We start from the raw sequence: 16,629 nt of genomic DNA, 5'->3' as shown, positions 1-16,629 counted from the left end.
AGGCACAACGTAAGGAATTATCGCCATGGCGAAAGAGCAATTTCAGCGTAACAAACTGCACGTAAACGTCGGCACCATCGGTCACGTTGACCATGGTAAAACCACTCTGACTGCAGCAATCACCACCGTTCTGGCTAAAACCTACGGCGGTAAGGCAAGCAAATTCGACGAGATCGATAAAGCGCCAGAAGAGAAAGCACGTGGTATCACCATCAACACTTCTCACGTTGAATATGAAACCCCGAATCGCCACTATGCGCACGTTGACTGCCCAGGCCACGCCGATTATGTGAAAAACATGATCACCGGTGCTGCACAGATGGACGGCGCGATCCTGGTTGTTGCTGCGACTGATGGCCCAATGCCACAGACCCGTGAGCACATCCTGCTGGGTCGTCAGGTTGGCGTTCCTTACATCATCGTGTTCCTGAACAAGTGCGACATGGTTGATGATGAAGAGCTGCTGGAACTGGTTGAGATGGAAGTACGTGACCTGCTGTCAGCATATGACTTCCCAGGCGACGACACTCCAATCGTACGTGGTTCTGCTCTGAAAGCGCTGGAAGGCGACGCTGAGTGGGAAGCTAAGATCATTGAACTGGCTGGTCATCTGGATACCTATATCCCAGAGCCAGTACGTGCAATCGACAAGCCGTTCCTGCTGCCAATCGAAGACGTATTCTCAATCTCTGGCCGTGGTACTGTTGTTACCGGTCGTGTTGAGCGCGGTATCGTTAAAGTGGGCGACGAAGTTGAAGTTGTTGGCCTGAAAGATACTGTGAAATCAACCTGTACTGGCGTTGAAATGTTCCGCAAACTGCTGGACCAGGGTCAGGCAGGCGAGAACTGTGGTGTTCTGCTGCGTGGTATCAAGCGTGAAGACATCGAGCGTGGTCAGGTTCTGGCTAAGCCGGGTTCAATCAAGCCACATACCCAGTTCACTTCAGAAGTTTACGTTCTGTCTAAAGATGAAGGCGGCCGTCATACTCCGTTCTTCAAAGGCTACCGTCCTCAGTTCTACTTCCGTACTACTGACGTGACCGGTGACGTTCAACTGCCAGAAGGCGTTGAAATGGTAATGCCAGGCGACAACGTAAAAATGACCGTAACTTTGATCAAGCCAATCGCTATGGATCAGGGTCTGCGTTTCGCAATCCGTGAAGGCGGCCGTACTGTTGGTGCGGGTGTTGTTGCTGAAATTATCGCTTAATTGCGTTAATGTCGATGGCTGTTTCGGCAGTCATCGCAGCATGAAAAAGAGCACTTCGGTGCTCTTTTTTTATGTCTGAATTTTGCCGTTTCGATTAATCCCACATAAAAGCTGCGTTTGAAATAAAAACCATTCTCATTTACAATTTGATCATAAATTGTACGGGAGTCCGCAGTAAATGTACGTCTGCTTGTGTAATGCCGTGAGTGATAAAACTCTGCGCGAAGTGGTTCGCCGCTATCAACCCAAATCGATTCAACAATTGCGCCAGTTGGTGCCCATTGGCAAGCAATGTGGGAAGTGCGTGCGCTTTGCGCGGGAAATTATGGAAGATGAACTGCAAAACGTGCCGCTCTACAAAGAGATAGCCTGATAGCTTAATTCTGCACTCCGAAATACCCACAATAACTGTCGCGTTTTTTTGACTTCCTTTCATCCGCATCTACGCTCTATTTAGTTGGAAGCGGAGGAAGCAAAATGAAGGGCGACGGTAAAATCATAAATCATCTCAACAAATTGCTGGGGAATGAACTGGTTGCGATTAATCAGTACTTCCTTCATGCGCGTATGTTCAAAAATTGGGGTCTGACCCGGCTCAATAACGTTGAGTATCATGAGTCGATCGATGAAATGAAGCATGCTGATAAGTACATCGAACGCATTCTTTTTCTTGAAGGGATTCCTAACCTGCAAGATCTCGGTCGATTACGCATCGGTGAAGACGTGCCGGAGATGCTGCAGTCTGACCTGACATTAGAACTGGAAGGCGCAAAGGATTTGCGCGAAGCGATAGCCTATGCCGACAAGGTTCATGACTATGTCAGCAGAGACATGATGATTGAAATTCTGACGGAAGAGGAGGGCCACATTGACTGGCTGGAAACTGAACTCGATTTGGTGAACAAACTCGGCCTGCAAAATTATCTTCAGTCTCAATTAAAAGATCAAAACGAACATTAGCCTTATGCCCAATCAGCAATGTCATGCAAGCCCGCGCCAGTCAAAAACGATTGCCGCGGGTTTTTTTGGGACTTAAGCCAGATAGATGTGGTTAAAAACACAACACGGGTTGCTTCCTAAACAGATTTACGTATAATGCGCGGGCCTGCCGATATTGGTGCGGCGCGATTCGAGCAGAATCGCAGGGGATAGCTGTCTATGTATCGCCTAACAATACTCCCAATTGGGGAGTTATATGCTGAACGATTACACTCCTCCATCAATCGTAATGGATGTGGGTAGTAATTCTTTTCGTTTATAAAATGTTTGGAGCCTTGGTCTCATGTCGAACCAAAGAATCCGTATCCGTCTTAAAGCGTTTGATCATCGCCTGATCGATCAATCAACCGCGGAAATCGTTGAGACTGCCAAGCGCACTGGTGCGCAGGTACGTGGTCCGATCCCGCTGCCAACCCGCAAAGAGCGTTTTACCGTTCTGATCTCTCCGCACGTTAACAAAGACGCGCGTGATCAGTACGAAATCCGCACTCACAAGCGTCTGGTAGACATCGTTGAGCCAACTGAAAAAACCGTTGATGCTCTGATGCGTCTGGACCTGGCTGCCGGTGTTGACGTGCAGATCAGCCTGGGTTAATCAGGTCATCGAGCGATTGAGAGGTTGATACAATGATTGGTTTAGTCGGTAAAAAAGTGGGTATGACCCGCATCTTCACTGAAGATGGCGTTTCAATCCCAGTAACCGTTATCGAAGTTGAAGCAAACCGCGTTACTCAGGTCAAAGGCCTGGACAACGATGGTTACCAAGCTATCCAGGTTACCACCGGTGCTAAAAAAGCAAGCCGTGTGAGCAAGCCTGAAGCAGGTCATTTTGCTAAAGCTGGCGTTGATGCTGGCCGTGGTCTGTGGGAATTCCGCACCGAAGGTGAAGATTTCTCTGTTGGCCAGAGCATCAGTGTTGAGATTTTCGCTGACGTTAAAAAAGTAGACGTTACCGGTACCTCTAAAGGTAAAGGTTTCGCAGGTACCGTTAAGCGCTGGAACTTCCGTACCCAGGACGCTACACACGGTAACTCCTTGTCACACCGCGTTCCGGGTTCTATCGGTCAGAACCAGACTCCGGGCAAAGTGTTCAAAGGCAAGAAAATGGCTGGTCAGCTGGGTAATGAGCGCGTAACCGTTCAGAGCCTGGAAGTAGTACGTGTTGACGCTGAGCGCAACCTGCTGCTGGTCAAAGGTGGCGTCCCGGGTGCAACTGGGTGCGATCTGATTGTTAAACCAGCTGTGAAGGCGTAAGGGGATAGCAATGGAATTAGTACTGAAAGACGCGCAGAGCGCGCTGACTGTTTCCGAAACTACCTTCGGTCGTGATTTCAACGAAGCGCTGGTTCACCAGGTTGTTGTTGCTTATGCCGCTGGTGCTCGTCAGGGTACTCGTGCGCAGAAGACTCGTGCTGAAGTTACTGGTTCAGGCAAAAAGCCTTGGCGCCAGAAAGGTACCGGCCGTGCGCGTTCAGGTTCTGTAAAGAGCCCGATCTGGCGTTCAGGCGGCGTGACCTTCGCTGCACGTCCACAGGACCACAGTCAAAAAGTTAACAAAAAGATGTACCGCGGCGCGCTGAAAAGCATCCTGTCCGAGCTGGTACGTCAGGACCGTCTGATCGTTGTCGAGACGTTCTCTGTAGAAGCGCCTAAAACTAAGCTGCTGGTACAGAAACTGAAAGACATGGCGCTGCAAGATGTGCTGATCATCACCGGTGAACTGGATGAGAATCTGTTCCTGGCTGCGCGTAACCTGTACAAGGTTGACGTGCGTGATGCAGCGGGCATCGACCCAGTTAGCCTGATCGCCTTCGACAAAGTCGTTATGACTGCGGAAGCAGTTAAGCAAGTTGAGGAGATGCTGGCATGATCCGTGAAGAACGTCTGCTGAAAGTAGTGCGTGCACCGCACGTATCAGAAAAAGCATCTACTGCGATGGAAAAAACCAATACCATCGTTCTCAAAGTTGCTAAAGACGCGACCAAAGCAGAGATCGTTGCTGCTGTTGAGAAGCTGTTCGAAGTGGAAGTTAAAGACGTAAACACCCTGGTAGTTAAAGGGAAAGTTAAGCGTCACGGACAGCGTATCGGTCGTCGTAGCGACTGGAAAAAAGCTTACGTCACCCTGAAGGAAGGCCAGAATCTGGACTTCGTCGGCGGCGCTGAGTAAGTCGGAGGAGAAAGACAATGGCAGTTGTTAAATGTAAACCGACATCTCCGGGTCGTCGCCACGTAGTTAAAGTGGTGAACCCAGAGCTGCACAAGGGCAAACCATTTGCTCCGTTGGTAGAAAAAAACAGCAAATCCGGTGGTCGTAACAACAATGGTCGTATCACTACCCGTCATATCGGTGGTGGTCACAAGCAGGCTTACCGTATTGTTGACTTCAAACGCAACAAAGATGGTATCCCAGCAGTTGTTGAGCGTCTTGAGTACGATCCGAACCGTTCTGCGAACATCGCACTGGTTCTGTACAAAGATGGCGAGCGCCGTTACATCCTGGCCCCTAAAGGCCTGAAAGCCGGCGATCAGATTCAATCTGGCGTTGATGCTGCGATTAAAGCAGGTAACACCCTGCCGATGCGTAACATCCCGGTGGGTTCTACCGTTCATAACGTAGAAATGAAACCAGGCAAAGGCGGTCAGATTGCTCGCTCAGCTGGTACTTACGTGCAGATCGTTGCGCGTGAAGGTTCCTACGTTACCCTGCGTCTGCGTTCAGGCGAAATGCGCAAAGTTGAATCCGAATGTCGTGCAACTCTCGGCGAAGTCGGCAACTCTGAGCACATGCTGCGCGTACTGGGTAAAGCTGGTGCAACCCGTTGGCGTGGTGTTCGTCCTACCGTTCGCGGTACTGCGATGAACCCAGTCGATCACCCGCACGGTGGTGGTGAAGGTCGTAACTTTGGTAAGCACCCGGTAACTCCGTGGGGCGTTCAGACCAAAGGTAAGAAGACCCGTAGCAACAAGCGTACTGATAAATTTATCGTACGTCGCCGTAGCAAATAATTTTAGAGGATAAGCCATGCCACGTTCTCTCAAGAAAGGTCCTTTTATTGACCTGCACTTGCTGAAGAAGGTAGAGAAAGCGGTGGAAAGCGGTGACAAGAAGCCCCTGCGCACTTGGTCCCGTCGTTCAACGATCTTCCCTAACATGATCGGTTTGACCATCGCTGTCCATAATGGTCGTCAGCACGTTCCTGTCTTTGTTTCCGACGAAATGGTCGGCCACAAACTGGGTGAATTTGCACCGACACGTACTTATCGCGGCCATGCTGCAGATAAGAAAGCCAAGAAGAAATAAGTAGGAGGAAGAGATGGAAACTATTGCTCAACATCGCCATGCTCGTTCTTCTGCTCAGAAGGTTCGCCTGGTGGCAGACCTGATTCGCGGTAAGAAAGTGTCGCAGGCTCTGGATATTCTGACCTACACCAACAAGAAAGCTGCTGTGTTGGTTAAGAAAGTCCTGGAATCTGCCATTGCGAACGCCGAACACAACGATGGCGCTGATATCGACGATCTGAAAGTCGCGAAAATCTTCGTAGACGAAGGCCCAAGCATGAAGCGCATTATGCCGCGTGCGAAAGGTCGTGCAGATCGCATCCTGAAGCGCACCAGCCACATTACTGTGGTTGTGTCCGATCGCTGAGACTCTGGAGACTAGCAATGGGTCAGAAAGTACATCCTAATGGTATTCGCCTGGGTATTGTAAAACCATGGAACTCTACCTGGTTTGCGAACACCAAAGAATTCGCTGACAACCTGGACAGCGATTTTAAAGTCCGTCAGTTCCTTACTAAGGAACTGTCTAAAGCGTCTGTATCTCGTATCGTTATCGAACGTCCGGCTAAGAGCATCCGTGTGACTATTCACACTGCTCGCCCGGGTATCGTTATCGGTAAGAAAGGTGAAGACGTAGAAAAACTGCGTACGGTCGTCGCGAAAATCGCTGGCGTTCCTGCACAGATCAACATCGCCGAAGTCCGTAAGCCGGAACTGGACGCTAAATTGGTTGCTGATAGCATCACTTCACAGCTGGAGCGTCGTGTGATGTTCCGTCGTGCTATGAAGCGTGCTGTACAGAACGCAATGCGTCTGGGCGCGAAGGGTATTAAAGTTGAAGTCAGCGGCCGTTTGGGCGGTGCCGAGATCGCACGTACCGAATGGTACCGTGAAGGTCGCGTACCGTTGCACACACTGCGTGCAGACATTGACTACAACACCTCTGAAGCGCACACCACTTATGGTGTAATCGGCGTTAAGGTATGGATCTTCAAAGGCGAGATCCTGGGTGGTATGGCTGCTGTTGAACAACCGGAACCGGCTGCTCAACCTAAAAAGCAGCAGCGTAAAGGCCGTAAGTAAGGAGAGTCGCTGATGTTACAACCAAAGCGTACGAAATTCCGTAAAGTGCACAAAGGCCGCAACCGTGGTCTGGCGCAAGGTACGGATGTCAGCTTCGGTACTTTCGGTCTGAAAGCTGTTGGCCGTGGTCGTCTGACTGCTCGTCAGATCGAAGCAGCACGTCGTGCTATGACCCGTGCAGTTAAGCGTCAAGGTAAAATTTGGATCCGTGTATTCCCGGACAAACCAATTACCGAGAAGCCGCTGGAAGTGCGTATGGGTAAAGGTAAGGGTAACGTGGAGTATTGGGTTGCCCTCATTCAACCGGGTAAAGTCCTGTATGAAATGGACGGCGTTCCGGAAGAGCTGGCCCGTGAAGCCTTCAAGCTGGCAGCAGCAAAACTGCCTATCAAAACCACCTTTGTTACTAAGACGGTGATGTAATGAAAGCAAATGAGCTGCGTGAAAAAAGCGTTGAAGAGCTGAACACTGAGCTTCTTAACCTGCTGCGTGAGCAGTTTAACCTGCGCATGCAAGCAGCATCCGGCCAACTTCAGCAAACCCATCTGCTGAAAGAAGTTCGTCGTAATGTTGCACGTGTTAAGACTTTACTGACTGAGAAGGCGGCGTAATGACCGATAAAATCCGTACTCTGCAGGGTCGTGTTATTAGTGACAAAATGCAGAAATCTGCAGTTGTTGCTATCGAACGTGTCGTGAAACACCCGATCTACGGTAAATTCATCAAGCGTACGACTAAGCTGCACATCCATGACGAGAACAACGAATGTGGTATTGGTGACGTGGTAGAAATCCGCGAAACCCGTCCACTGTCTAAGACTAAGTCTTGGGCGTTGGTTCGCGTTGTAGAGAAAGCGGTTCTGTAATAGAATCCGCTTCCTCTAAAAAATAAAATGAACGGCTCGTGTGAGCCGTTCATTTTTTCTACCCATGTGCGAGAACCGGTGTTATAATGCCGCGCCCTCAATTATGGGGCTTTTTAACGACCTGAGGTTTGGGTCCCGAAGTAGTAGTTGACATTAGCGGAGCACTAAAATGATCCAAGAACAGACTATGCTGAACGTCGCCGACAACTCCGGTGCACGTCGCGTAATGTGTATCAAGGTTCTGGGTGGCTCGCACCGTCGCTACGCAGGCGTCGGCGATATCATCAAAGTGACCATCAAGGAAGCAATTCCTCGTGGCAAGGTGAAAAAAGGTGATGTCCTGAAAGCGGTAGTGGTGCGCACCAGGAAGGGTGTTCGTCGCCCGGACGGTTCTGTCATTCGCTTCGATGGTAATGCATGCGTTATTTTAAACAATAACAGCGAGCAACCTATCGGTACGCGTATTTTTGGGCCGGTAACTCGTGAACTTCGTACTGAAAAGTTCATGAAAATTATCTCTCTGGCACCAGAAGTACTCTAAGGAGCGAGCAATGGCAGCGAAAATCCGTCGTAACGACGAAGTTATCGTGCTTACCGGCAAAGACAAAGGTAAACGCGGTAAAGTAAAGAACGTCCTGACTTCTGGTAAAGTCATCGTTGAAGGTATCAACCTGGTTAAGAAACATCAGAAGCCGGTTCCGGCCCTGAACCAACCAGGTGGCATCGTTGAGAAAGAAGCTGCTATTCAAGCTTCCAACGTTGCACTCTTCAATGCGGCAACCGGCAAGGCTGACCGTGTAGGCTTTAGATTCGAAGACGGCAAAAAAGTCCGTTTCTTCAAGTCTAATAGCGAAACTATCAAGTAATTTGGAGTAGTACGATGGCGAAACTGCATGATTACTACAAAGACGAAGTAGTCCAGAAACTCATGACAGAGTTCGGCTACAATTCTGTCATGCAAGTCCCTCGGGTCGAGAAGATCACCCTGAACATGGGTGTTGGTGAAGCGATCGCTGACAAGAAACTGCTGGATAACGCAGCAGCTGACCTGGCAGCAATCTCCGGTCAAAAACCGCTGATCACCAAAGCACGCAAATCAGTTGCAGGCTTCAAAATCCGTCAGGGCTATCCGATCGGCTGTAAAGTAACTCTGCGCGGTGAGCGTATGTGGGAGTTCTTTGAGCGTCTGATCACTATTGCTGTACCACGTATTCGTGACTTCCGCGGTTTATCTGCGAAGTCGTTCGACGGTCGTGGTAACTACAGCATGGGCGTTCGTGAGCAGATCATCTTCCCAGAAATCGATTATGACAAAGTCGATCGCGTTCGTGGTTTGGATATTACCATTACCACTACTGCGAAATCTGATGATGAAGGCCGTGCTCTGCTGGCTGCCTTTGAATTCCCATTCCGCAAGTAAGGTAGGGTTACTTAATGGCTAAGCAATCGATGAAAGCACGCGAAGTTAAGCGTGTGAAATTAGCAGACAAGTTCTTCGCCAAGCGCGTAGAACTGAAAGCGATCATTTCTGATGTGAACGCATCCGACGAAGATCGTTGGGATGCCGTTCTCAAGCTGCAGAGTCTGCCGCGTGATTCCAGCCCTTCCCGTCAGCGTAACCGCTGCCGTCAGACAGGTCGTCCGCACGGTTTCTTGCGGAAGTTTGGGTTGAGCCGTATCAAGGTCCGTGAAGCCGCAATGCGCGGTGAGATCCCGGGTCTTAAAAAGGCTAGCTGGTAATTGTCACCATTTGAATCACGGGAGTAACACAGATGAGCATGCAAGATCCGATCGCGGATATGCTGACCCGTATCCGTAACGGTCAGGCCGCGAACAAAGTTGCGGTCTCTATGCCTTCCTCCAAGCTGAAAGTGGCAATTGCCAACGTGCTGAAGGAAGAAGGCTATATTGAAGATTTTAAAATCGAAGGCGATATCAAGTCTGAGCTGGAAGTTACTTTAAAGTATTTCCAGGGCAAGGCTGTGGTAGAGAGCATTCAGCGTGTTAGTCGTCCAGGTCTGCGCATCTATAAGAAAAAAGATGAGCTGCCAAAAGTAATGGCTGGTCTGGGCATCGCTGTAATCTCTACCTCTAAAGGTGTCATGACTGATCGTGCAGCGCGCCAAGCTGGTCTTGGTGGCGAAATTATCTGCTACGTAGCGTAATCGGAGGAATAAAATGTCTCGTGTTGCAAAAGCACCTGTCGTTGTTCCTGCGGGCGTAGAGGTAAAACTCAGCGGTCAGGAAGTTTCGATCAAAGGCAAAAACGGCGAGCTGACTCGTACTATCAACAGTGCTGTAGAAGTTAAGCATGCAGACAACGCCCTGACTTTCGCTCCACGCGAAGGTTATGCGGATGGTTGGGCACAAGCAGGTACTGCTCGTGCGCTGCTGAACGGCATGGTTATCGGTGTTACCGAAGGCTTCACCAAGAAGCTGCAACTGGTTGGTGTTGGTTATCGTGCAGCTGTCAAAGGCAACTCTGTGAGCTTGGCCCTGGGCTTCTCTCACCCTGTTGACCATGCACTGCCGGCCGGCATCACTGCTGAATGTCCAACTCAGACTGAGATCGTGCTGAAAGGCGCTGATAAACAGCTGATTGGTCAGGTTGCAGCTGATCTGCGCGCCTACCGTCGTCCTGAGCCTTATAAAGGCAAGGGTGTTCGTTACGCCGACGAAGTCGTGCGTACCAAAGAGGCTAAGAAGAAGTAAGGTAACACTATGGATAAGAAATCTGCTCGTATCCGTCGTGCGACCCGTGCACGTCGCAAGCTCAAAGAGCTGGGTGCTACTCGCCTGGTGGTACATCGTACCCCGCGTCATATTTACGCACAGGTGATCGCCCCGAACGGTTCCGAAGTTCTGGTTGCTGCTTCTACTGTAGAAAAAGCTATTGCCGAACAACTGAAGTATACCGGTAACAAAGACGCCGCTGCAGCTGTAGGTAAAGCTCTGGCTGAGCGCGCTGTTGAGAAAGGCATTACTAATGTCTCTTTCGACCGTTCCGGGTTCCAATATCATGGTCGTGTCCAGGCACTGGCAGATGCTGCCCGTGAAGCTGGCCTTCAGTTCTAAGGTAGAGGTCTAAGATGTCAAACATCGAGAAACAAGCTGGCGAACTGCAGGAAAAACTGATCGCGGTAAACCGTGTATCTAAAACTGTAAAAGGTGGTCGTATTTTCTCCTTCACCGCACTGACTGTAGTGGGTGATGGTAACGGCCGCGTTGGTTTTGGTTACGGTAAAGCGCGTGAAGTTCCAGCAGCGATCCAGAAAGCGATGGAGAAAGCCCGTCGCAATATGATTAACGTCGCGCTGACTCACGGCACCCTGCAGCACCCTGTTAAAGGTGCTCACACAGGTTCTCGTGTGTTCATGCAGCCAGCTTCTGAAGGTACCGGTATCATCGCCGGCGGTGCAATGCGCGCTGTTTTAGAAGTTGCTGGAGTACATAACGTTCTGGCTAAAGCGTATGGTTCTACTAACCCGATTAACGTGGTTCGTGCAACTATCGATGGCCTGGGCAATATGAATTCTCCGGAAATGGTCGCTGCCAAGCGTGGTAAATCCGTTGAAGAAATTCTGGGGTAATCACGATGGCTAAGACAATTAAAATTACACAAACCCGCAGTTCAATCGGCCGCCTGCCTAAGCACAAAGCGACTCTGGTTGGCTTGGGTCTGCGTCGCATCAATCACACCGTTGAGCGTGAAGATACGCCTGCTGTACGCGGTATGATTAACGCGATTTCCTACATGCTGAAAGTGGAGGAGTAAGAGATGCGTTTAAACACTCTGTCTCCGGCCGAAGGGTCTAAACACGCTTCTAAGCGTCTGGGTCGTGGTATCGGTTCTGGCCTCGGTAAAACTGGTGGTCGTGGTCACAAAGGTCAGAACTCTCGTTCTGGCGGTGGCGTACGTCGCGGTTTCGAGGGTGGTCAGATGCCTCTGTACCGTCGTCTGCCGAAATTCGGTTTCACCTCTCGCAAAGCAATGATCACGACAGAAGTTCGTTTGTCTGATCTGGCGAAAGTTGAAGGCGGTATTGTTGACCTGAATACGCTGAAAGCGGCCAATATTATCGGTGTTCAGATTGAATTCGCGAAAGTGATTCTTTCTGGTGAAGTTTCTGCACCGGTAACGGTTCGCGGTCTGCGTGTCACCAAAGGTGCTCGTGCTGCAATCGAAGCTGCTGGCGGTAAAATCGAGGAATAAGTAGCAGATGGCAAAGCAACCGGGATTAGATTTTCAAAGTGCCAAAGGTGGCTTTGGTGAACTGAAGCGCAGACTGTTGTTTGTAATCGGTGCACTCATTGTCTTCCGAATTGGCTCTTTTATTCCAATCCCCGGTATCGATGCCACTGTACTTGCCAAACTGCTTGAGCAACAGCGTGGCACCATCATTGAAATGTTTAACATGTTCTCTGGTGGTGCTCTCAGTCGTGCCTCAATCTTCGCACTGGGTATTATGCCGTATATTTCGGCCTCTATTATTATCCAGCTGCTGACGGTGGTTCATCCAGCGTTAGCTGAGATTAAGAAAGAGGGTGAAGCTGGTCGTCGTAAGATTAGCCAGTACACTCGCTACGGCACACTGGTTCTGGCTGTATTCCAGTCGATCGGTATTGCTACCGGTTTACCGAATATGCCTGGAATGCAGGGACTGGTAATGAATCCAGGCTTTGCATTCTACTTTACCGCTGTTGTAAGTCTGGTTACCGGGACAATGTTCCTGATGTGGCTGGGCGAACAGATTACTGAGCGAGGTATCGGTAACGGTATCTCGATCATTATCTTCGCAGGTATTGTTGCGGGCCTCCCGCCGGCCATTGGCCATACCATCGAGCAAGCGCGGCAAGGTGACCTGCACTTCCTTCTGTTGCTGTTGGTTGCAGTTCTAGTATTTGCAGTGACGTTCTTTGTTATTTTCGTCGAGCGTGGCCAGCGCCGCATTGTGGTCAACTACGCTAAACGTCAGCAAGGTCGTCGTGTATATGCTGCACAGAGCACACATTTACCGTTGAAAGTGAACATGGCGGGCGTAATCCCAGCTATTTTTGCTTCCAGCATTATTCTGTTCCCGGCGACCATAGCATCATGGTTCGGGGGCGGTACCGGTTGGAACTGGCTGACAACAATTTCGCTGTATTTGCAACCAGGACAGCCGCTTTATGTGCTACTCTATGCGACTGCAATCATCTTCTTCTGTTTCTTCTACACGGCGTTGGTCTTCAACCCACGTGAAACAGCAGATAACCTGAAGAAGTCTGGTGCATTCGTACCGGGAATTCGTCCGGGAGAGCAAACGGCGAAGTACATCGATAAAGTAATGACACGTCTGACCTTAATCGGCGCACTGTATATTACCTTTATCTGCCTGATCCCGGAGTTCATGCGTGATGCTATGAAAGTTCCATTCTACTTTGGCGGCACATCGCTGCTCATTGTAGTGGTCGTCATCATGGACTTTATGGCTCAAGTGCAAACTCTGATGATGTCAAGTCAGTACGAGTCTGCATTGAAGAAAGCTAACCTGAAAGGCTACGGCCGTTAATTCGGGTGCTTGAGAAGTTACGGAGAGTAAAAATGAAAGTTCGTGCTTCCGTCAAGAAATTATGTCGTAACTGCAAAATCATTCGCCGCGACGGTGTCGTACGTGTGATCTGCAGCGCCGAGCCAAAGCATAAACAGCGCCAAGGCTGATATTGTCACATATTTTTCTTGCAAAGTCGGGTTGAGCTGGCTAGATTAGCCAGCCAATCTTTTGTATGTCGATGCGTTACCATTTGAGTATCCTGAAAACGGGCTTTTCAGCATGGGACGCATTTGTTTAATTATAGGAGTGCATAGTGGCCCGTATAGCAGGCATTAACATTCCTGATCAAAAACATACCGTTATCGCATTAACTTCGATTTTCGGTATCGGTAAAACTCGTTCTAAAGCCATCTGCGCTTCAACGGGTATTGCTGAAAATGTTAAGATCAGAGAGCTGTCTGAAGAACAAATTGAACAGCTGCGTGAAGCAGTTGGTAAATTCGTTGTTGAAGGTGATCTGCGCCGTGAAATCACCCTGAGCATCAAGCGTCTGATGGACCTTGGTTGCTATCGTGGTTTACGCCATCGTCGTGGTCTGCCAGTTCGCGGTCAGCGTACTAAGACCAATGCACGTACCCGTAAGGGTCCGCGTAAACCGATCAAGAAATAATCGGGGTGAGTAAATAATGGCAAAGGCACCAGTTCGTGCACGTAAGCGTGTAAGAAAACAAGTCTCAGATGGCGTGGCTCATGTCCATGCATCTTTTAACAACACCATCGTTACCATTACTGATCGTCAGGGTAACGCACTGGGTTGGGCAACCGCCGGTGGTTCCGGTTTCCGCGGTTCACGTAAATCTACTCCGTTTGCTGCTCAGGTAGCTGCAGAGCGCTGTGCAGAAGCAGTGAAAGATTACGGTATTAAGAATCTGGAAGTTATGGTTAAGGGTCCGGGTCCGGGTCGCGAATCAACAATTCGTGCTCTGAACGCTGCTGGTTTCCGCATCACTAATATTACTGATGTGACTCCAATCCCTCACAACGGTTGTCGTCCGCCGAAAAAACGTCGCGTTTAATCGCCCGTTTTTAGGTTAGTTGGAGAAAGAAAATGGCAAGATATTTGGGTCCTAAGCTCAAGCTGAGCCGTCGTGAGGGTACCGACTTATTCCTTAAGTCTGGCGTTCGCGCGATCGATACCAAGTGCAAAATTGAACAACCACCTGGTCAGCATGGTGCGCGCAAACCGCGTCTGTCTGACTACGGCGGCCAGTTGCGTGAAAAGCAGAAAGTTCGTCGTATGTACGGCGTGCTGGAGCGTCAGTTCCGTAACTACTATAAAGAAGCAGCACGTCTGAAAGGCAACACAGGTGAAAACCTGCTGGCCCTGCTGGAAGGTCGTCTGGATAACGTTGTTTACCGTATGGGCTTTGGCGCCACTCGTGCAGAAGCACGTCAGCTGGTTAGCCATAAATCTATCCTGGTGAACGGTCGCGTTGTTAACATCGCTTCTTATCAGGTATCTCCGAATGATGTCGTAAGCATCCGTGAGAAAGCCAAACAGCAATCTCGCGTGAAGGCCGCTCTGGAGCTGGCTGAGCAGCGTGAAAAGCCAACCTGGCTGGAAGTTGATGCTACTAAGATGGAAGGTGTGTTCAAGCGTATTCCTGAACGTACTGATCTGTCTGCGGACATTAACGAACACCTGATCGTCGAGCTTTACTCTAAGTAAAGCTTAGTACCAAAGAGAGGACACAATGCAGGGTTCTGTGACAGAGTTTCTAAAACCGCGCCTGGTAGATATCGAGCAAGTGAGTTCGACGCACGCCAAGGTGACCCTTGAGCCGTTAGAGCGTGGCTTTGGCCATACTCTTGGTAACGCACTGCGCCGTATTCTGCTTTCTTCCATGCCGGGTTGCGCGGTGACCGAGGTTGAGATTGATGGTGTGCTTCATGAGTACTCCACCAAAGAGGGCGTACAGGAAGATATCCTGGAAATCCTGCTTAACCTGAAAGGGTTGGCGGTAAGAGTTCAAGGTAAAGATGAAGTCATCCTTACTCTGAATAAATCTGGCATTGGCCCTGTGACTGCAGCCGACATCACCCACGACGGTGATGTTGAAATCGTCAAGCCGCAGCATGTGATCTGCCACCTGACCGATGAAAACGCATCTATTAGCATGCGTATCAAAGTTCAGCGTGGTCGTGGTTATGTGCCGGCTTCTGCCCGAATTCATTCGGAAGAAGATGAGCGCCCAATCGGCCGTCTGTTGGTTGACGCTTGCTACAGCCCTGTAGACCGTATCGCCTACAATGTTGAAGCAGCGCGTGTAGAACAGCGTACCGACCTGGACAAGCTGGTCATCGAAATGGAAACCAACGGCACAATCGATCCTGAAGAGGCGATTCGTCGTGCGGCAACCATCCTGGCAGAACAACTGGAAGCTTTCGTTGACTTACGTGATGTACGTCAGCCGGAAGTGAAAGAAGAGAAACCAGAATTCGATCCGATCCTGCTGCGCCCTGTTGACGATCTGGAATTGACTGTCCGCTCTGCTAACTGCCTTAAGGCAGAAGCTATCCACTACATCGGTGATCTGGTACAGCGTACCGAGGTTGAGCTGCTTAAAACGCCTAACCTGGGTAAAAAATCTCTTACTGAGATTAAAGATGTGCTTGCTTCACGTGGTTTGTCTCTGGGCATGCGCCTGGAAAACTGGCCACCAGCAAGCATTGCTGATGAATAACCCGATCACAGGTTAAGGTTTCACTGAGAAGGATAAGGTCATGCGCCATCGTAAGAGTGGTCGTCAACTGAACCGCAACAGCAGCCATCGTCAGGCTATGTTCCGCAACATGGCTGGTTCTCTGGTTCGTCATGAGATCATTAAGACGACTCTGCCGAAAGCCAAAGAGCTGCGCCGCGTAGTTGAGCCGCTGATTACTCTTGCCAAGACCGACAGCGTAGCTAATCGTCGTCTGGCATTCGCCCGCACTCGTGATAACGAGATCGTGGCAAAACTGTTTAACGAGCTGGGCCCGCGTTTCGCGAGCCGTGCCGGTGGTTACACTCGCATTTTGAAGTGTGGCTTCCGTGCTGGTGACAACGCTCCGATGGCTTACATCGAGCTGGTTGATCGTCCAGAAGCTCAAGCAGAAGCTACTGCAGAGTAATTTGCAGTATCGTAAAAAACCCGCTTCGGCGGGTTTTTTATTGTCCGTAATTCCTTCCCATTTACTCCCCTTTCGCTATGCTGATGGCAGATATACCCGTCAGGAACGTTCTTATGTGGCTAATTGATCAACTTGTTGAGCAGCATATCCGTGAAGCTCAGGAAAAAGGTGAACTGAGTAATCTGCCCGGCGAAGGCGCGCCTTTACAGTTAGATGATGACCGCGGAGTGCCGGTTGAACTGCGCACGGCATATCGTCTATTGAAAAACTTTGGTCACTTACCACCGGAACTTGAAATGCGTCGGGAAGCGTTAGCGTTAAATGATCTGCTTCGTGAACTGAATCCTGATGATGGCAAGGCACGTGAATTATCGAAACGCTTAGCACTGTTAGAAATAAAAATCCAGCAAGCCGGAATCAGTACCGACTTCTTGCGAGGCGATTATGGCGACGTCATCCATCATCATTTTCAGCGGGAGAAATAG

General features: G+C 49.9%; 32 protein-coding genes. All 32 read left to right on the top strand.

Features of this window, described 5'->3' with window-relative positions:
- The first annotated feature begins 25 nt into the window (after positions 1–25).
- The 32 genes from tuf to NR302_RS17600 all read left to right on the top strand — a co-directional run bounded on the left by tuf (position 26) and on the right by NR302_RS17600 (position 16,629).
- Positions 26–1,210 carry an elongation factor Tu gene (tuf, locus tag NR302_RS17755; protein ID WP_179453205.1) on the top strand — a complete coding sequence of 395 codons (1,185 nt, stop codon included), beginning with the start codon at positions 26–28 and terminating at the stop codon, positions 1,208–1,210.
- A 178-nt stretch (positions 1,211–1,388) separates the two neighbouring features.
- Positions 1,389–1,583, top strand: coding sequence for a bacterioferritin-associated ferredoxin (gene bfd / locus NR302_RS17750; RefSeq protein WP_008104746.1), 195 nt, complete (start codon positions 1,389–1,391; stop codon positions 1,581–1,583).
- A 104-nt stretch (positions 1,584–1,687) separates the two neighbouring features.
- Positions 1,688–2,170, top strand: a complete 483-nt coding sequence (gene bfr / locus NR302_RS17745) for a bacterioferritin (RefSeq protein WP_258144073.1) — start codon at positions 1,688–1,690, stop codon at positions 2,168–2,170.
- A 322-nt stretch (positions 2,171–2,492) separates the two neighbouring features.
- Positions 2,493–2,804, top strand: a complete 312-nt coding sequence (rpsJ, locus tag NR302_RS17740) for a 30S ribosomal protein S10 (RefSeq protein ID WP_006120582.1) — start codon at positions 2,493–2,495, stop codon at positions 2,802–2,804.
- A 32-nt stretch (positions 2,805–2,836) separates the two neighbouring features.
- Complete coding sequence (gene rplC / locus NR302_RS17735; RefSeq protein ID WP_008104741.1) at positions 2,837–3,463, top strand: 50S ribosomal protein L3; 627 nt, start codon at positions 2,837–2,839, stop codon at positions 3,461–3,463.
- 10 nt (positions 3,464–3,473) lie between these two features.
- Positions 3,474–4,079 (top strand): 50S ribosomal protein L4, encoded by a 606-nt coding sequence (rplD, locus tag NR302_RS17730; protein ID WP_007891650.1) that lies wholly within the window; start codon positions 3,474–3,476, stop codon positions 4,077–4,079.
- Entirely contained in the window at positions 4,076–4,378 is a 303-nt protein-coding gene (rplW, locus tag NR302_RS17725) for a 50S ribosomal protein L23 (protein ID WP_007891652.1), read from the top strand. Before rplD ends, rplW begins: the two co-directional genes overlap by 4 nt.
- Positions 4,379–4,395: 17 nt before the next feature.
- Positions 4,396–5,217 (top strand): 50S ribosomal protein L2, encoded by an 822-nt coding sequence (rplB, locus tag NR302_RS17720; protein WP_007891654.1) that lies wholly within the window; start codon positions 4,396–4,398, stop codon positions 5,215–5,217.
- 16 nt (positions 5,218–5,233) lie between these two features.
- Positions 5,234–5,512 carry a 30S ribosomal protein S19 gene (rpsS, locus tag NR302_RS17715; protein ID WP_001138115.1) on the top strand — a complete coding sequence of 93 codons (279 nt, stop codon included), beginning with the start codon at positions 5,234–5,236 and terminating at the stop codon, positions 5,510–5,512.
- A 13-nt stretch (positions 5,513–5,525) separates the two neighbouring features.
- Positions 5,526–5,858, top strand: coding sequence for a 50S ribosomal protein L22 (rplV, locus tag NR302_RS17710; protein WP_007891659.1), 333 nt, complete (start codon positions 5,526–5,528; stop codon positions 5,856–5,858).
- 17 nt (positions 5,859–5,875) lie between these two features.
- A complete protein-coding gene (gene rpsC / locus NR302_RS17705; protein ID WP_007891660.1) occupies positions 5,876–6,574 on the top strand; it encodes a 30S ribosomal protein S3 in 699 nt (232 codons plus the stop codon).
- 12 nt (positions 6,575–6,586) lie between these two features.
- Positions 6,587–6,997 carry a 50S ribosomal protein L16 gene (rplP, locus tag NR302_RS17700; RefSeq protein WP_002438716.1) on the top strand — a complete coding sequence of 137 codons (411 nt, stop codon included), beginning with the start codon at positions 6,587–6,589 and terminating at the stop codon, positions 6,995–6,997.
- Complete coding sequence (gene rpmC / locus NR302_RS17695; protein WP_007891662.1) at positions 6,997–7,185, top strand: 50S ribosomal protein L29; 189 nt, start codon at positions 6,997–6,999, stop codon at positions 7,183–7,185. The genes rplP and rpmC overlap by 1 nt, the downstream gene beginning before the upstream one ends.
- Positions 7,185–7,439 (top strand): 30S ribosomal protein S17, encoded by a 255-nt coding sequence (rpsQ, locus tag NR302_RS17690; protein WP_008104738.1) that lies wholly within the window; start codon positions 7,185–7,187, stop codon positions 7,437–7,439. Before rpmC ends, rpsQ begins: the two co-directional genes overlap by 1 nt.
- A 169-nt stretch (positions 7,440–7,608) precedes the next feature.
- Positions 7,609–7,980: a 50S ribosomal protein L14 gene (gene rplN / locus NR302_RS17685; RefSeq protein ID WP_006120590.1), complete on the top strand. Its 372-nt coding sequence runs from the start codon at positions 7,609–7,611 to the stop codon at positions 7,978–7,980.
- A 10-nt stretch (positions 7,981–7,990) separates the two neighbouring features.
- Positions 7,991–8,305: a 50S ribosomal protein L24 gene (gene rplX / locus NR302_RS17680; RefSeq protein WP_007891664.1), complete on the top strand. Its 315-nt coding sequence runs from the start codon at positions 7,991–7,993 to the stop codon at positions 8,303–8,305.
- Positions 8,306–8,319: 14 nt separating this feature from the next.
- Positions 8,320–8,859, top strand: a complete 540-nt coding sequence (gene rplE, locus NR302_RS17675; protein ID WP_007891665.1) for a 50S ribosomal protein L5 — start codon at positions 8,320–8,322, stop codon at positions 8,857–8,859.
- Positions 8,860–8,873: 14 nt separating this feature from the next.
- Entirely contained in the window at positions 8,874–9,179 is a 306-nt protein-coding gene (gene rpsN, locus NR302_RS17670; RefSeq protein WP_007891666.1) for a 30S ribosomal protein S14, read from the top strand.
- A gap of 32 nt (positions 9,180–9,211) precedes the next feature.
- Complete coding sequence (rpsH, locus tag NR302_RS17665; RefSeq protein ID WP_007891668.1) at positions 9,212–9,604, top strand: 30S ribosomal protein S8; 393 nt, start codon at positions 9,212–9,214, stop codon at positions 9,602–9,604.
- A 13-nt stretch (positions 9,605–9,617) separates the two neighbouring features.
- Positions 9,618–10,151, top strand: coding sequence for a 50S ribosomal protein L6 (rplF, locus tag NR302_RS17660; RefSeq protein WP_008104735.1), 534 nt, complete (start codon positions 9,618–9,620; stop codon positions 10,149–10,151).
- Positions 10,152–10,160: 9 nt separating this feature from the next.
- A complete protein-coding gene (gene rplR / locus NR302_RS17655; protein WP_008104733.1) occupies positions 10,161–10,514 on the top strand; it encodes a 50S ribosomal protein L18 in 354 nt (117 codons plus the stop codon).
- 14 nt (positions 10,515–10,528) lie between these two features.
- On the top strand, positions 10,529–11,029 hold the full coding sequence (rpsE, locus tag NR302_RS17650) for a 30S ribosomal protein S5 (protein WP_007891679.1): 501 nt from the start codon (positions 10,529–10,531) through the stop codon (positions 11,027–11,029).
- A gap of 5 nt (positions 11,030–11,034) precedes the next feature.
- Positions 11,035–11,214, top strand: coding sequence for a 50S ribosomal protein L30 (gene rpmD, locus NR302_RS17645; RefSeq protein ID WP_007891681.1), 180 nt, complete (start codon positions 11,035–11,037; stop codon positions 11,212–11,214).
- Between the two features lie 3 nt (positions 11,215–11,217).
- The gene (gene rplO, locus NR302_RS17640; RefSeq protein WP_007891684.1) at positions 11,218–11,652 is read left to right on the top strand and encodes a 50S ribosomal protein L15; all 435 of its coding nucleotides are present in this window, start codon (positions 11,218–11,220) and stop codon (positions 11,650–11,652) included.
- A gap of 7 nt (positions 11,653–11,659) precedes the next feature.
- Positions 11,660–12,991 carry a preprotein translocase subunit SecY gene (gene secY, locus NR302_RS17635; protein WP_007891686.1) on the top strand — a complete coding sequence of 444 codons (1,332 nt, stop codon included), beginning with the start codon at positions 11,660–11,662 and terminating at the stop codon, positions 12,989–12,991.
- 32 nt (positions 12,992–13,023) lie between these two features.
- Positions 13,024–13,140, top strand: coding sequence for a 50S ribosomal protein L36 (gene rpmJ / locus NR302_RS17630; protein WP_004160566.1), 117 nt, complete (start codon positions 13,024–13,026; stop codon positions 13,138–13,140).
- Positions 13,141–13,286: 146 nt separating this feature from the next.
- Positions 13,287–13,643, top strand: a complete 357-nt coding sequence (rpsM, locus tag NR302_RS17625; protein ID WP_034830736.1) for a 30S ribosomal protein S13 — start codon at positions 13,287–13,289, stop codon at positions 13,641–13,643.
- Between the two features lie 16 nt (positions 13,644–13,659).
- Positions 13,660–14,049: a 30S ribosomal protein S11 gene (gene rpsK, locus NR302_RS17620; RefSeq protein WP_004160563.1), complete on the top strand. Its 390-nt coding sequence runs from the start codon at positions 13,660–13,662 to the stop codon at positions 14,047–14,049.
- 32 nt (positions 14,050–14,081) lie between these two features.
- Positions 14,082–14,702 (top strand): 30S ribosomal protein S4, encoded by a 621-nt coding sequence (gene rpsD / locus NR302_RS17615; RefSeq protein ID WP_007891687.1) that lies wholly within the window; start codon positions 14,082–14,084, stop codon positions 14,700–14,702.
- Positions 14,703–14,727: 25 nt separating this feature from the next.
- The gene (locus NR302_RS17610) at positions 14,728–15,717 is read left to right on the top strand and encodes a DNA-directed RNA polymerase subunit alpha (protein WP_007891688.1); all 990 of its coding nucleotides are present in this window, start codon (positions 14,728–14,730) and stop codon (positions 15,715–15,717) included.
- A gap of 40 nt (positions 15,718–15,757) precedes the next feature.
- The gene (gene rplQ / locus NR302_RS17605) at positions 15,758–16,144 is read left to right on the top strand and encodes a 50S ribosomal protein L17 (protein ID WP_008104728.1); all 387 of its coding nucleotides are present in this window, start codon (positions 15,758–15,760) and stop codon (positions 16,142–16,144) included.
- Between the two features lie 113 nt (positions 16,145–16,257).
- Positions 16,258–16,629: a DUF1992 domain-containing protein gene (locus tag NR302_RS17600; protein WP_258144072.1), complete on the top strand. Its 372-nt coding sequence runs from the start codon at positions 16,258–16,260 to the stop codon at positions 16,627–16,629.

The organism is Pantoea sp. SOD02, assembly GCF_024707505.1.
GTDB classification, from domain to species: Bacteria; Pseudomonadota; Gammaproteobacteria; order Enterobacterales; family Enterobacteriaceae; genus Pantoea; species Pantoea symbiotica.
This window is presented reverse-complemented; position numbering and strand designations above follow the sequence as displayed.

What these genes read in the sequence shown, in the direction of transcription:
- tuf (WP_179453205.1), top strand. Translation starts at nt 26, where the DNA reads ATGGCGAAAGAGCAATTTCAGCGTAACAAACTGCACGTAAACGTCGGC.
- bfd (WP_008104746.1), top strand. Translation starts at nt 1,389, where the DNA reads ATGTACGTCTGCTTGTGTAATGCCGTGAGTGATAAAACTCTGCGCGAA.
- bfr (WP_258144073.1), top strand. Translation starts at nt 1,688, where the DNA reads ATGAAGGGCGACGGTAAAATCATAAATCATCTCAACAAATTGCTGGGG.
- rpsJ (WP_006120582.1), top strand. Translation starts at nt 2,493, where the DNA reads ATGTCGAACCAAAGAATCCGTATCCGTCTTAAAGCGTTTGATCATCGC.
- rplC (WP_008104741.1), top strand. Translation starts at nt 2,837, where the DNA reads ATGATTGGTTTAGTCGGTAAAAAAGTGGGTATGACCCGCATCTTCACT.
- rplD (WP_007891650.1), top strand. Translation starts at nt 3,474, where the DNA reads ATGGAATTAGTACTGAAAGACGCGCAGAGCGCGCTGACTGTTTCCGAA.
- rplW (WP_007891652.1), top strand. Translation starts at nt 4,076, where the DNA reads ATGATCCGTGAAGAACGTCTGCTGAAAGTAGTGCGTGCACCGCACGTA.
- rplB (WP_007891654.1), top strand. Translation starts at nt 4,396, where the DNA reads ATGGCAGTTGTTAAATGTAAACCGACATCTCCGGGTCGTCGCCACGTA.
- rpsS (WP_001138115.1), top strand. Translation starts at nt 5,234, where the DNA reads ATGCCACGTTCTCTCAAGAAAGGTCCTTTTATTGACCTGCACTTGCTG.
- rplV (WP_007891659.1), top strand. Translation starts at nt 5,526, where the DNA reads ATGGAAACTATTGCTCAACATCGCCATGCTCGTTCTTCTGCTCAGAAG.
- rpsC (WP_007891660.1), top strand. Translation starts at nt 5,876, where the DNA reads ATGGGTCAGAAAGTACATCCTAATGGTATTCGCCTGGGTATTGTAAAA.
- rplP (WP_002438716.1), top strand. Translation starts at nt 6,587, where the DNA reads ATGTTACAACCAAAGCGTACGAAATTCCGTAAAGTGCACAAAGGCCGC.
- rpmC (WP_007891662.1), top strand. Translation starts at nt 6,997, where the DNA reads ATGAAAGCAAATGAGCTGCGTGAAAAAAGCGTTGAAGAGCTGAACACT.
- rpsQ (WP_008104738.1), top strand. Translation starts at nt 7,185, where the DNA reads ATGACCGATAAAATCCGTACTCTGCAGGGTCGTGTTATTAGTGACAAA.
- rplN (WP_006120590.1), top strand. Translation starts at nt 7,609, where the DNA reads ATGATCCAAGAACAGACTATGCTGAACGTCGCCGACAACTCCGGTGCA.
- rplX (WP_007891664.1), top strand. Translation starts at nt 7,991, where the DNA reads ATGGCAGCGAAAATCCGTCGTAACGACGAAGTTATCGTGCTTACCGGC.
- rplE (WP_007891665.1), top strand. Translation starts at nt 8,320, where the DNA reads ATGGCGAAACTGCATGATTACTACAAAGACGAAGTAGTCCAGAAACTC.
- rpsN (WP_007891666.1), top strand. Translation starts at nt 8,874, where the DNA reads ATGGCTAAGCAATCGATGAAAGCACGCGAAGTTAAGCGTGTGAAATTA.
- rpsH (WP_007891668.1), top strand. Translation starts at nt 9,212, where the DNA reads ATGAGCATGCAAGATCCGATCGCGGATATGCTGACCCGTATCCGTAAC.
- rplF (WP_008104735.1), top strand. Translation starts at nt 9,618, where the DNA reads ATGTCTCGTGTTGCAAAAGCACCTGTCGTTGTTCCTGCGGGCGTAGAG.
- rplR (WP_008104733.1), top strand. Translation starts at nt 10,161, where the DNA reads ATGGATAAGAAATCTGCTCGTATCCGTCGTGCGACCCGTGCACGTCGC.
- rpsE (WP_007891679.1), top strand. Translation starts at nt 10,529, where the DNA reads ATGTCAAACATCGAGAAACAAGCTGGCGAACTGCAGGAAAAACTGATC.
- rpmD (WP_007891681.1), top strand. Translation starts at nt 11,035, where the DNA reads ATGGCTAAGACAATTAAAATTACACAAACCCGCAGTTCAATCGGCCGC.
- rplO (WP_007891684.1), top strand. Translation starts at nt 11,218, where the DNA reads ATGCGTTTAAACACTCTGTCTCCGGCCGAAGGGTCTAAACACGCTTCT.
- secY (WP_007891686.1), top strand. Translation starts at nt 11,660, where the DNA reads ATGGCAAAGCAACCGGGATTAGATTTTCAAAGTGCCAAAGGTGGCTTT.
- rpmJ (WP_004160566.1), top strand. Translation starts at nt 13,024, where the DNA reads ATGAAAGTTCGTGCTTCCGTCAAGAAATTATGTCGTAACTGCAAAATC.
- rpsK (WP_004160563.1), top strand. Translation starts at nt 13,660, where the DNA reads ATGGCAAAGGCACCAGTTCGTGCACGTAAGCGTGTAAGAAAACAAGTC.
- rpsD (WP_007891687.1), top strand. Translation starts at nt 14,082, where the DNA reads ATGGCAAGATATTTGGGTCCTAAGCTCAAGCTGAGCCGTCGTGAGGGT.
- NR302_RS17610 (WP_007891688.1), top strand. Translation starts at nt 14,728, where the DNA reads ATGCAGGGTTCTGTGACAGAGTTTCTAAAACCGCGCCTGGTAGATATC.
- rplQ (WP_008104728.1), top strand. Translation starts at nt 15,758, where the DNA reads ATGCGCCATCGTAAGAGTGGTCGTCAACTGAACCGCAACAGCAGCCAT.
- NR302_RS17600 (WP_258144072.1), top strand. Translation starts at nt 16,258, where the DNA reads ATGTGGCTAATTGATCAACTTGTTGAGCAGCATATCCGTGAAGCTCAG.